The sequence below is a fragment of the Nocardioides sp. Z43_10 genome, from assembly GCF_059766615.1.
Window position 1 is genome coordinate 1 of record NZ_JCBAJY010000012.1, and the last position, 11,801, is coordinate 11,801.

Genomic DNA, 11,801 nt, shown 5'->3' on the forward strand with positions numbered 1-11,801 from the left:
TGTTTTTTGGTTTGTTTGGTTTTGTTTGTGTTTTTGTCTTGTTTTTTTTTTGTTTTTTCTTTCTCTTCTCTCCCCTTGATTCCCCGGCCGACCGGGGAAGCCTAATGTTGTCGGCCGAAACTTCGCCCGACAACATCAGTGGTTGACACCCGCGCACACCCCACCAGCACCAGAGGACAACTCCTGCCCCGGCCCCCAGGCCCGGGGCCTCACTCCTCCGGGTCGACCGGCGGCTCGGCTCCCTCGTGCTCGTCGCGCTCGGCCCACTCCAGCAGCGGGGCCAGGTCGAACACCTCGTCGTCGATGCCGGCGTGCAGGTCGCCGAGCTCGGCGTAGCGCTGCGGGACGGTGGCGATGGTGAAGTCGCGCGGGTCGGCGTCGTCGATCTCGTCCCAGCGGATCGGGGTGGAGACGCGGGCGTCGGGCAGCCCGCGCACGGAGTACGCCGCGGCGATGGTGTGGTCGCGGGCGTTCTGGTTGTAGTCCGGGAACACCGCGGCCGGGTCGCGGTCCTTGCGCCACCAGGTGGTGGTGACGTCGTCGGGGGCCCGGCGCTCCACCTCCCGGGCGAAGGCCAGCGCGGCGCGCCGTACGTCCTTGAAGCCGTGCGCGGGCGGGATCCGGACGTAGATGTGCAGGCCCTTGCTGCCGCTGGTCTTGGGGAAGCCGACCGCGCCCAGCTCGTCGAGCAGCTCATGGGCCACGTGCGCGACCCGGCGCACGGTGGCGTAGTCGCACGCCTCCCCCGGGTCGAGGTCGATGCGCCACTCGTCGGGCTTCTCGGTGTCGGCGCGCCTGCTGTTCCAGGGGTGGAACTCCACCGTCGACATCTGCACCGCCCAGATCACGTCCGCGAGCTCGGTGACACACAGCTCATCGGCGGTCCGGTTCCAGCGCGGGAAGTGCACCCGCACGGTCTTCACCCACGGCGGCGCCCCCTGCGGCAGCCGCTTCTGGTGCACCTTGTCGCCGGCCAGGCCCGTGGGGAAGCGGTGCAGCATGCACGGCCGCTCGCGCAGCGCGTTGACGATCCCGTCGCCCACCGCGAGGTAGTACTCGACCAGGTCCAGCTTGGTCGCCCCGGTCTCGGGGAAGTAGACGCGATCGGGGTTGCTGACGCGGACGACCTTGTCGTCCACCTCGATCTCGGTCGACGGCGACTTGGATGCGGCCATGGGCCCAACCTAGCCGCGCCGGCGCCCGGGCGCCGCCGATGAGGGCCTCGCCGCGCGTCGGTCTTCCTGCTCAGGAGCACCGAGCCGGTACGACGAGAGGAGCACGCGATGAGCCGGGTCCTGGCAGGCATCACCACCTCGGTCGACGGGTACGTCACCGGGCCGGACGACGGCCCCGAGCGCGGTCTGGGCCGCGGCGGGGAGCGGCTGCACTACTGGGTGATGGGCGGCCCGTGGACCTACGCCGGAGCGCACGACCCCACCGCGATGAGCGGGGCCGACAAGGAGTTCTTCGACGCGCTCACCGCCTCCTCCGGTGCGGCGCTCTGCGGACGCGGGATGTACGACGCGGCCGGCGCCTGGGGCGGCACCAACCCGTTCGGCGGCCCGCTGTTCGTGGTCACGCACCGCACCCGCGAGGCCCCACCGCCCGAGACCGGGTTCACCTTCGTGGACGGGCTGGACGCCGCACTCGAGCAGGCGACGCGGGCCGCGCACGGGCGCGACGTGTCCATCGGCGGGGGCGCGGACCTGATCCGCCAAGCGCTGGCGGCCGGGGTCCTCGACGAGCTGGCGATCTCGGTGGCCCCGGTGGTGCTCGGCGGCGGCAAGCGGCTCTTCGAGGGCTTCGCCCACGACCTCGACCTGGAGGTGCTCAGCGTGCACCACTCGCCGTACGCGGTGCACACGAGGTACGCCGTACGTCGGTGAGTGCCGCTACCTTCGGCGCATGGACTTCGACCAGCCTCCGGTCGTCCGGGTCTCGGCCCGCCCCGACCACCACCTGTCCGAGCGCGAGTGGCCGCTCACCGTGCCCGCCGTCGCCCAGGTGATGCGCGAGGGACTCGACCTGGCCAAGGGCGTGACGCTGCTCGTCGGGGAGAACGGCTCGGGCAAGTCCACGCTGGTCGAGGCCGTGGCGATGGCCTTCGGGCTGTCCCCCGAGGGCGGCTCCACCCAGGGCCGCCACGTCACCCGGCCGACCGAGTCGCCGCTGAGCCAGGCCCTGCAGCTCCAGCGCGGCATCGCCGCGAGCCGGTGGGGGTTCTTCCTGCGGGCGGAGACCATGCACGGCTGGTACACCTACATGGACGACCACTCCGGCCCCCGCGACCCGGTCTTCCACGAGCTCAGCCACGGCGAGTCGTTCCTCGCGGTGCTGCGCACCCGCTTCGACTCCTCGGGCTTCTACTGCCTCGACGAGCCGGAGGCGGCGCTGTCGTTCTCCTCGACGATGGGGCTGATCGCCGCGCTCAACGACGTGGTGGCGCGCCAGGGGCAGGTGCTCTGCGCCACCCACTCCCCCGTGCTGGCGGCGATGCCGGGCGCGCGCCTGCTCGAGGTCGGCGAGTGGGGCCTGCGCGAGACCACCTGGGAGGAGCTCGAGCTGGTCCAGCACTGGCGGCGCTACCTGGCCGAGCCGCAGCGCTACCTGCGCCACCTGCTCGCCGACTGAGCCGCCGGCCTCCCGCGGGCGGCGCTCAGCCTCGGCGCAGCAGCGCTCAGCGTCGGCGCAGCAGCGCTCAGCGTCGGCGCAGCAGCGCCAGGAACATCGCGTCGGTGCGGTGGCGGTGCGGCCACAGCTGCAGCGTGCCCCGCAGTGGGCCGGCGGCGTCGGCGACCCCGGCGAGCAGCCCGGAGGCGTCCTCCAGCACGACGTCGTCGCGGTCCGCCAGCACGCTCTGCACGACGCCCGCGGTCTCGGCGAGCACCGGCGAGCAGGTCGCGTAGAGCACGACGCCGCCGGGACGGACGCTGTCCAGGGCACCGCCCAGCAGCGCCCGCTGCAGCGGGACCAGCGCGTCGAGGTCTGCGGGCTTGCGCCGCCAGCGCGACTCCGGGCGCCGGCGCAAGGCGCCGAGTCCCGAGCACGGCGCGTCGACCAGCACCCGGTCGAAGGAGCCCGGCGCCCAGGCCGGGCGGGTGCCGTCGCCGGTCACCACGCCGACGACCCCGTCGGCGCCGGACAGCGAGCGGCGCACCAGCGCGGCCCGGTGCGGTGCCCGCTCGTTGGCCAACAGCGACGCGCCCGCGGCGGCCGCCAGCGCCGCCAGCAGCGCCGCCTTGCCGCCGGGGCCCGCGCACAGGTCGAGCCAGCGCTCGTCGCGCCCGGCGACGTCCGCCCGGGCCAGCGCGACCGCCACCAGTTGCGAGCCCTCGTCCTGCACACCGGCGCGCCCCTCGGCCACCGCCGGGACCGCCGACGGGTCACCGCCGGCGAGCTCCACGCCGTACGGCGAGAGCGGGGTGGGGGTGCCCGGCAGCTCGGCGACCTCCGCGCGACCGGGCCGCGCGACCAGCACCACCCGGGGCGCCTCGTTGTCGGCGGTCAGCAGCGCATCCAGCTCCTCGCCGCGCTCGCCGAGGGCGCGCTCGAGCTCCTCGACCACCCAGCGCGGGTGGCTGTGCGCGACCACGCCGAAGCCGACGGGGTCGGTGCCGGGGTCGGGGGCCAGCCGGCGCACCCAGCCGGCCAGGTCGTGCTCGGCGACCTTGCGGAGCACGGCGTTGCAGAACCCGGCCGGGCCCTGCCCGATCTTCGCCCGCACCAGGTCCACGGTGGTGCTGATCGCGGCGTGCGTGGGCACCCGCATCGACAGCAGCTGGTGCACGCCCAGGCGCAGCGCGTCGCGGACCTTGGCCTCGAGCTTGGGCCGGTCCAGGCAGGCGTCGATGATCGCGTCGTAGGTGCCCTGGCGGCGCAGGGTCCCGGAGACCAGCTCGGTGGCGAACGCGGCGTCGCGCCCGCTCAACCCGTGCCCGGCCAGGATCGGCGGCAGCGCCAGGTTCGCGTAGGCGTCCTCGAGGCGGACCGCCTTGAGCACGTCGTACGCCGCGGAGCGGGCCGGGTCGGCCGTGGGCTTGACGCGCGGGGGCTGTCCCCCGGCCGGGCGCCGCTGCGGCGGACGCCCGGCGCGTCGCCCGCGCGCACGAGGGTCGGCCATCAGGCGTCGGCCGCGGCGGCCTCGTCGCCGAAGCGCACGCCCGGCTCGAGCCGCACACCGCGCGCCCAGTCGGCGGCGTTCATCTGCTTCTTGCCGAACGCCTTGACCTCGCCGAGGCGGACCGGGACGGTGCCGGTGCCGACGAAGACGGCGTTCTTGGTGACGTCGAGGACCCCGGGCGCGAGCGGCTCGTGGTCGGCGGCCTCGGTGACCGGGCCGATCTTGATCCGCTCGCCCTCGTGCAGCGACCAGGCGCCGGGCCCAGGCGTGCAGGCGCGAATCCGGCGGTCGATCGCGGCGGCCGGCTCGGTCCAGTCCACGCGGGCGTCCTCGACCAGGATCTTGGGCGCGAAGCTCAGCCCGTCCTCGGGCTGCTCGCGCGCCATCAGCGAGCCGTCGGCGATGCCGTCCAGGGTGGCGACCAGCAGGCCGGCGCCGCCCTCGGCGAGCCGTCCGAGCAGGTCGCCGGCGGTGTCGGTGGGCCGGATCCGCTCGGTCATCACCCCGAAGGTGGGGCCGGCGTCGAGCGCCTTGACGATCCGGAAGGTGGTCGCGCCGGTCACCTCGTCGCCGGCCCAGATCGCGTGCTGGACCGGGGCGGCGCCGCGCCAGGCGGGCAGGCAGGAGAAGTGCAGGTTGATCCAGCCGTGGACCGGGATGTCGAGGGCCGACTGCGGCAGCAGCGCGCCGTAGGCGACGACCGGGCAGCAGTCGGGGCGCAGCTCGGTGAGCGCGGCCTGGAAGTCGGGGTCGCGGGGGTGTTCGGGCTTGAGCACCGGGACGCCGAGCTCCTCGCCGCGCACGGCGACCGGGCTGGGCACCAGCTTGCGGCCGCGCCCGGCGGGGGCGTCGGGGCGGGTGACGACGCCGACGAGCTCGTGCTCGGACGCGGCGATCGCGTCGAGGGCGGGAAGGGCGACCTCGGGGGTGCCTGCGAAGACGACGCGCATCAGAGTCCGAATCCGTTCGTGCGGTGGGGGGAGAGCTTGACGGTGGGCCGCTCGGCGCCGAACCAGTCCGACTCGCGGATCTGCTTCATGGCCTGCTTGCGGGACTGCTCGTCGAGGCGGTCGATGAAGAGCACGCCGTCGAGGTGGTCGGTCTCGTGCTGGATCGCGCGTGCCAACAGCTCGGAACCCTCGATGGTGACCGGCTCGCCGTGCATGTTGAACCCCTTGGCGACCACCGAGAGCGCCCGGCGGCAGTCGAAGGTCAGGTCGGGCAGCGACAGGCAGCCCTCGGGGCCGTCCTGGAGCTCCTCGGACAGGTCCAGGCTCGGGTTGACCAGGTGGCCGGCCTCGCCCTCGACGTACCAGGTGAAGACCCGCAGGCCGACGCCGATCTGGGGTGCGGCCAGTCCCGCGCCGGGGGCGTCGAGCATGGTGTCGTGCAGGTCGGCGACGAGCTTGCGCAGCTCGCGGTCGAAGTCGACGACCTCGACGGCGGGCTTGCGCAGGACCGGGTCGCCGAAGAGGCGGATGGGCTGGATGGCCACGGATCTCCTTGCGCGGGTGGACTGCCCCGACAGTCTAGTGAGCGGGCGGACGGGGCCGGACGCCCCGGGCGGTCACAGGGTGGGCGGGTCGACCTGGATGCGGACCGCGTCGAGCTTGCGACTGCTGCGCACCCGCTGCAGCTCGCCGAGGGCGCGGGACAGGGCACCGCCCTGCGCACGCGGGACCCGGATCACCGCGCGCACCTCCTCGTCGCCGCTGGGCACCGGGCCGAGGACCTCGGCGACCTCGGGCGCGGCGAGCAGGGTGAGCGCGTCGTCGACCGCCCCGGGGGTCCCGGTGATCGCGGCCAGCCGGCTGGCGGGAGGCAGGTGCGCCGAGACCCGCTCGCGGGTCTCCCGCTCGGCGAAGCCGCCCGGGTCCCAGCGCACCAGGGCCTGCAGCGCCGGGTGGGACGGGTCGCCCACCGCGACCACGTCGCCGCCCGGTGTGACCAGGGCGGCCGCGTTGCACCAGCGGCGCAGCGCCTCCTCGTCGGTGCGCAGGTCGGCGCGCGCCAGCACCAGCCAGGTGTCGAGCAGCACCACCGTCGCGTAGCCGCCCTCGGCGACCGGCTCGGCGCCGGGCGTGGCGACCACGATCGCGGGACGCTGCGGGACCTGGCTGAGCACGCTCTCGCCACCGGAGGTGCGCACCCGCACGGTGGGGAAGCTGCGCCCGAGCTCCTCGGCGGTGCGCGCCTCGCCGACGACCGGGGCGCGCAGCCCGTGGTGCCCGCAGTGCCCGCACGACCACCCCGGGTGCGCCGTACCGCACCAGCGGCAGGCCGGCGGCGCGGTCGCCGTGGTGAGCCACAGCGGACCCGAGCAGGCGCGGCAGCGAGCCGGGGTGCGGCAGCGCTCGCAGGCCAGGCTCGCGGCGTACCCGCTGCGCGGGGTCTGCACCAGCACCGGGCCACGCTCGAGCCCGGACCGGATCGCGTCGAAGGCGCGTCGCGGGAGCCGGGCGGCCCGGGCCAGGGGGTCGCGCTCCAGCTCGCGGTCGGTGGCCCCGGTGATCGCCACCGTCACCTGGCGCCGGACCGTGTCGCGGGCGGCGACGAGCTCGCGCGCCCACCCGGTGCGCAGCAGGTAGCCGGCCTCCACCGAGCGCGCGAACCCACCCACGACGGCGGCGGTGTGCTGGGACTCGGCGCGCATCAACAGCGTCTCGCGGGTGTGCGGGTACGGCGCACGGGGCTCGGCGTGCAGGTCGTCGCCGTCGTCCCAGACCACCACCAGGCCGAGGTCGTGGACCGGCGCGAGCGCGGCGGCGCGGGTGCCGACCACGATCCGTCGGGCGCCGCGGCTGACGGCGAGGAAGTCGCGGTAGCGCGCGGCGGGGCCGCTGTCGGCGCGCAGCGTGACGTGGTGTCCCTCCCCCAGCACCTGGCTCAGGGCGGCGTCGACCCGGTCGACGTCCTTGCCGTCGGGCACGCACACCAGCACGCCGCGCCCCGACGCGTACGTCGCGGCCGCCGCGTGCGCGAGCAGCAGCGGCCAGTCGGTGCCCGGCGGCGGGTTCCACACCGCGCGCGGGCTGGCGCCCTCGGCGAGATGGCCGAGGAACGCGCCCGCGTGCTCGTGGGTCGACCAGGCCTCCGCCGCGGCGGCGGCGTCGAAGTCGCCCGCGCCGGCGGCCGCGAGCGGCGGCTCCTTCTCCACCGTCGCGTGGCGCGGCGGGACCGCCAGGCGCAGCACGTCGGAGCGGGTCCCGGCGTAGCGCTCGGCCACCTGGGCGGTGAGCTCGGCGACCTCGGGCGCCAGGACCGGCTCGGGGCTGACCAGCCGGCGCAGCGGGAAGAGCCGGCCCGGGTGCTCGCTGGCGGCGGCGCGCGCCACGACGTACCCGTCGACGTCCTGGCCGGCGAAGCGGACCTTGACCCGCGCCCCCGGCACCGCGCCCTCGGCCATCGCGGCCGGCACGGTGTAGTCGAACGGCCGGTCCAGGTGGGCCAGCGGCACGTCGACCAGGACGCGGGCCACCGGATCGACCGCGGCCGGCTCGGCCTGCTTGGCCTTCGCCTTCTCGGTGACCGCCTTGCGCTGCCGCGAGCGGCGCACCGAGTCCCGGACCAGGCCCGGCAGCAGCTCGGGCTGGTCGAGGGTGGGGTCCTGGCCGGTGGAGTTCATCGCCGCATTCCTACCAGCCGGCGCGGACAGTGCCCGTCACCCGTCGTACTGAGCACACGAAACCCGCACTTCCCACGTGTTCCATCACGTGGGAAGTGCGGGTTTCACGAGTTAACTCGTGAATCCAGCAGGGGGGGCCGCTCAGACCCCGACCGCAGCCTTCAACGCCTCAGCCCGGTCGGTGCGCTCCCAGGTGAAGTCCGGCAGCTCGCGGCCGAAGTGGCCGTAGGCGGCGGTCTGGGCGTAGATCGGGCGCTTGAGGTCGAGGTCGCGGATGATCGCGGCCGGGCGCAGGTCGAAGACCTCGAGCACGGCGTCCTGGATCTTCTCGTCGGGGACCACGCCGGTGCCGAAGGTCTCCACGAAGACGCCGACCGGGCTGGCCTTGCCGATCGCATAGGCGACCTGGGCCTCGCAGCGGCGCGCCAGGCCGGCGGCGACGACGTTCTTGGCGACCCAGCGCATCGCGTACGCCGCGGAGCGGTCGACCTTCGACGGGTCCTTGCCGGAGAAGGCGCCGCCGCCGTGGCGGGCCATCCCGCCGTAGGTGTCGATGATGATCTTGCGCCCGGTCAGGCCGGCGTCGCCCATCGGGCCGCCGACCACGAAGCGCCCGGTCGGGTTGACCAGCAGCCGGTAGCCCTCGGAGGGGATGTCGAAGGTTGCCAGCACGGGGTCGATGACGTGCTTGCGGATGTCGGGCAGCAGCGTGGTCTCGAGGTCGATGTGCCCGGCGTGCTGGGTGGAGAGCACGACGGTGTCGACGCGCACCGGACGGTTCTCGGCGTCGTACTCGATGGTGACCTGGGTCTTGCCGTCGGGGCGCAGGTAGTCGAGCGTGCCGTCCTTGCGGACCGCGGTGAGCTTCTGCGAGAGCCGCTGGGCGATCATGATCGGCAGCGGCATCAGCTCGGGGGTGTCGTCGCAGGCGTAGCCGAACATCAGGCCCTGGTCGCCGGCGCCCTGCTGGTCGAGCTCGTCGATCGAGGACTCCACGCGGTGCTCGTGGCCGGCGTCGACGCCCTGGGCGATGTCGAGCGACTGCCCGCCGATCGCGACCTGGACTCCGCAGCTGTGGCCGTCGAAGCCCTTCTCGGAGCTGTCGTAGCCGATCTCCAGGATCCGCTTGCGCACCAGCTCGGCCACCGGCGCGTACGCCTTGGTGGTGACCTCGCCGGCGACGACGACGAGACCGGTCGTGAGCAGCGTCTCCACGGCGACCCGGCTGTCGGGGTCGTGCTCGAGGAGGAAGTCCAGAACCGTGTCGCTGATCTGGTCAGCGATCTTGTCGGGGTGACCCTCGGTCACTGACTCCGACGTGAAAAGGCGTCCAGCCACAGTCGTACTCACTCCCGTTCGATGGTGGTGTGCGACACCTTAGTCGTGCCGCGCCAGGATGGTTCTAAACGTCCAGGCGGGCCCGGACCTGGTCCCAGATCACCTGGGCCAGGGCGGACTTCGCGCCGTGCGCCACCTCCCGCGAGGTGCCGTCGGCGGAGAGGATGACCGCCTCGCTGTCGGGGCGGCCGAAGACGGCGCCGCCGCTGACGTCGTTGACCACGAGCAGGTCGCAGCCCTTGCGGGCGAGCTTGGCGTGGGCGTGCTCGAGCACCGTGCCACCGGCGTCCCCGGTCTCGGCGGCGAAGCCCACCACCACGCGGGCGCGGCGGGTCGGGTCCTCCTGGGCCAGCTCGCGCAGGATGTCGGGGTTCTGCGTCAGCGCGATCGGCTCGACGGTGCCGTCCTCGCGCTTCTTGATCTTGGACTCGCTGAGGTCGACCGGGCGGAAGTCCGCCGGCGCGGCCGCCATCACCACCGCGTCTGCCCCGGCGGCGGCGCCGACGACCGCCTCGCGCAGCTGGGCGGTGGTCTCCACCGCCACCACCTTCACGCCGGCCGGGTCGGCCAGGCTCACGTTGGCGGCGACGAGGGTGACCTCGGCGCCCCGGGACGCGGCGGCGCGGGCCAGCGCGTAGCCCATCAGCCCCGAGGAGCGGTTGCCCAGGAACCGGACCGGGTCCAGGTACTCGCGGGTGCCGCCGGCCGAGACGACGACGCGACGCCCCGCCAGGTCCGCTGCCTCGGCGCCCGCTCCCCCGGCGCCCCTGGCGAGCACGCCGGTGACGAGCTCGAAGATCTCGGCGGGCTCGGGCAGCCGGCCCTTGCCGGTGTCCTTGCCGGTCAGGCGGCCCTCGGCGGGCTCGACGACGATCGCCCCGCGCGCGCGCAGGGTCGCCACGTTGGCGGCGGTGGCCGGGTGCTCCCACATCTCGGTGTGCATGGCGGGCACGAACACGACCGGGCAGCGCGCGGTGAGCAGCGTGTTGGTGAGCAGGTCGTCGGCCAGCCCGTGCGCGGCCTTGGCCAGCAGGTCGGCGGTGGCCGGCGCGACCACGACCAGGTCGGCGTTCTGCCCGATCCGCACGTGCGGCACCTCGTGCACCGACGTCCACACGTCGGCGGCCACCGGCTTGCCCGACAGCGCCGACCAGGTGGGCGCGCCGACGAACTCCAGCGCGCTCGCCGTGGGCACCACCGTCACGTCGTGGCCGGACTCGCTCAGGCGGCGCAGCAGCTCGCAGGCCTTGTACGCCGCGATGCCGCCGGACACGCCGAGGACGACAGCGGGCCGTGCCCCGCTGGGGGGCACGGCCGCGTCGTCATGCAGGGAGGTCACCGGACCGATGAGATCACTCAGCCGGGGTGGCGAACGCGGCCTCGGCGGCGGCAGCCTTCGCGGCGGCCTCCTCGGCGGCGAGCTCGGCGGGGTCGACGTCCTCGCAGGTCAGCAGGTCCTCGTTGATCTCGCGCAGCGCGATCGAGAGGGGCTTCTCCTGGACGTGGGTGTCCACCAGCGGGCCGACGTACTCGAGCAGGCCCTCACCGAGCTGGGAGTAGTAGGCGTTGATCTGACGGGCGCGCTTGGCGCTGTAGAGCACCAGCTTGTACTTGCTGTCGGTCTTGGTCAGCAGGTCGTCGATCGGGGGGTTGGTCACGCCCTGGGCGTCGATGTTCGGGGCAGACACGCGTGAGCCTCACAGATTGTTTGGGGGGAGAGCATGGGTGGAGCGGCGACCGCGAAAGGTCACAGTGTCATCAAGGCTACCAACTCGTCGGCCGCAGCATGAACTTCCCGGTTCACGATGGTGACGTCGAACTCCTGCTCGGCCGCCAGTTCCAGGCGCGCGGTCTCCAGCCGGCGCACCCGTTCGGCCTCGCTCTCGGTGCCGCGCCCGACCAGGCGGCGCACCAGCTCGTCCCAGGACGGGGGCTTGAGGAAGACGAACAGCGCCTGCGGCATCGTCGTGCGCACCTGACGCGCGCCCTGCAGGTCGATCTCGAGCATCGCCGGGCGACCGGCCGCCAGCGCCTTCTCGACCGGGCCGCGCGGGGTGCCGTAGCGGGCCGACTTGTGGACCACGGCCCACTCCAGCAGGGCGTCCTCGGCGATCATCCGGTCGAACTCCTCGTCGGAGACGAACCAGTAGTGCACGCCGTCGACCTCGCCGGGGCGCGGCGCCCGGGTGGTGGCCGACACCGAGATCCAGACCTCGGGATGCTCCTCGCGGATCCGCGCGGCGACGGTGCCCTTGCCGACGGCCGTGGGGCCGGCCAGCACCACGAGCCGGGTGGGGCGGGCGGGCGCGTCAGTCACGCGCGGCGAACTCGCGCTCGAGGGCGGCGACCTGCTTGGCCCCCAGGCCGCGCACGCGCCGGCTCTCGGCGATGTTCAGGCGCTCCATCAGCTGCTTGGCGCGGACCTTGCCGACCCCGGGCATCGCCTGCAGCAGGTCGACCACGCGCATCTTGCCGATCACCTCGTTGTCCTGTCCCTGGTGCAGGACGTCGACGATCGAGGCACCGGCGTTCTTCAGCCGATTCTTCACCTCGGCACGCTCCCGGCGCGAGGCAGCCGCCTTCTGGAGCGCGGCCTGGCGCTGTTCGGGGGTGAGCGGGGGCAGAGCCACGTGTGTTCCTCGTCTTCGTGCGGGGCGGGTCGGTCGTCAATCTAGTCAGAAGCGAATTTGCTTGGCAACGCGGACCACGGTGGCGCCA

General features: G+C 73.9%; 12 protein-coding genes. 2 read left to right on the forward strand and 10 right to left on the reverse strand.

Going from position 1 to position 11,801, the window contains the following annotated elements:
• Window positions 1-209 precede the first annotated feature (209 nt).
• Window positions 210-1,175 (reverse strand): non-homologous end-joining DNA ligase, encoded by a 966-nt coding sequence (ligD, locus tag AC6EI4_RS17950; RefSeq protein WP_498452295.1) that lies wholly within the window; start codon window positions 1,173-1,175, stop codon window positions 210-212.
• Between the two features lie 108 nt (window positions 1,176-1,283).
• Between ligD and AC6EI4_RS17955 the strand changes: the two genes are divergently transcribed.
• Together AC6EI4_RS17955 and AC6EI4_RS17960 are read left to right on the forward strand one after the other, a co-directional pair.
• On the forward strand, window positions 1,284-1,886 hold the full coding sequence (locus AC6EI4_RS17955; protein ID WP_498452296.1) for a dihydrofolate reductase family protein: 603 nt from the start codon (window positions 1,284-1,286) through the stop codon (window positions 1,884-1,886).
• Between the two features lie 19 nt (window positions 1,887-1,905).
• Window positions 1,906-2,631: an AAA family ATPase gene (locus tag AC6EI4_RS17960; RefSeq protein ID WP_498425301.1), complete on the forward strand. Its 726-nt coding sequence runs from the start codon at window positions 1,906-1,908 to the stop codon at window positions 2,629-2,631.
• Window positions 2,632-2,698: 67 nt separating this feature from the next.
• Here the strand turns inward: AC6EI4_RS17960 and AC6EI4_RS17965 are convergent, their stop codons facing one another.
• From AC6EI4_RS17965 to mihF, 9 genes are all read right to left on the reverse strand, one after another.
• Window positions 2,699-4,120, reverse strand: a complete 1,422-nt coding sequence (locus AC6EI4_RS17965) for an RsmB/NOP family class I SAM-dependent RNA methyltransferase (RefSeq protein WP_498452297.1) — start codon at window positions 4,118-4,120, stop codon at window positions 2,699-2,701.
• On the reverse strand, window positions 4,120-5,070 hold the full coding sequence (gene fmt / locus AC6EI4_RS17970; RefSeq protein WP_498452298.1) for a methionyl-tRNA formyltransferase: 951 nt from the start codon (window positions 5,068-5,070) through the stop codon (window positions 4,120-4,122). The genes AC6EI4_RS17965 and fmt overlap by 1 nt, the downstream gene beginning before the upstream one ends.
• Window positions 5,070-5,615, reverse strand: a complete 546-nt coding sequence (def, locus tag AC6EI4_RS17975) for a peptide deformylase (RefSeq protein WP_498452299.1) — start codon at window positions 5,613-5,615, stop codon at window positions 5,070-5,072. The genes fmt and def overlap by 1 nt, the downstream gene beginning before the upstream one ends.
• Window positions 5,616-5,687: 72 nt before the next feature.
• The gene (locus tag AC6EI4_RS17980; protein ID WP_498425297.1) at window positions 5,688-7,745 is read right to left on the reverse strand and encodes a primosomal protein N'; all 2,058 of its coding nucleotides are present in this window, start codon (window positions 7,743-7,745) and stop codon (window positions 5,688-5,690) included.
• Between the two features lie 141 nt (window positions 7,746-7,886).
• Window positions 7,887-9,083: a methionine adenosyltransferase gene (metK, locus tag AC6EI4_RS17985; protein WP_498425185.1), complete on the reverse strand. Its 1,197-nt coding sequence runs from the start codon at window positions 9,081-9,083 to the stop codon at window positions 7,887-7,889.
• A 64-nt stretch (window positions 9,084-9,147) separates the two neighbouring features.
• The gene (coaBC, locus tag AC6EI4_RS17990; RefSeq protein WP_498452347.1) at window positions 9,148-10,413 is read right to left on the reverse strand and encodes a bifunctional phosphopantothenoylcysteine decarboxylase/phosphopantothenate--cysteine ligase CoaBC; all 1,266 of its coding nucleotides are present in this window, start codon (window positions 10,411-10,413) and stop codon (window positions 9,148-9,150) included.
• 22 nt (window positions 10,414-10,435) lie between these two features.
• Window positions 10,436-10,771 (reverse strand): DNA-directed RNA polymerase subunit omega, encoded by a 336-nt coding sequence (gene rpoZ, locus AC6EI4_RS17995; RefSeq protein ID WP_498425184.1) that lies wholly within the window; start codon window positions 10,769-10,771, stop codon window positions 10,436-10,438.
• A 59-nt stretch (window positions 10,772-10,830) separates the two neighbouring features.
• Entirely contained in the window at window positions 10,831-11,400 is a 570-nt protein-coding gene (gmk, locus tag AC6EI4_RS18000; RefSeq protein WP_498425183.1) for a guanylate kinase, read from the reverse strand.
• Window positions 11,393-11,713 (reverse strand): integration host factor, actinobacterial type, encoded by a 321-nt coding sequence (gene mihF / locus AC6EI4_RS18005; protein ID WP_498425182.1) that lies wholly within the window; start codon window positions 11,711-11,713, stop codon window positions 11,393-11,395. Before mihF ends, gmk begins: the two co-directional genes overlap by 8 nt.
• Between the last annotated feature and the right edge of the window lie 88 nt (window positions 11,714-11,801).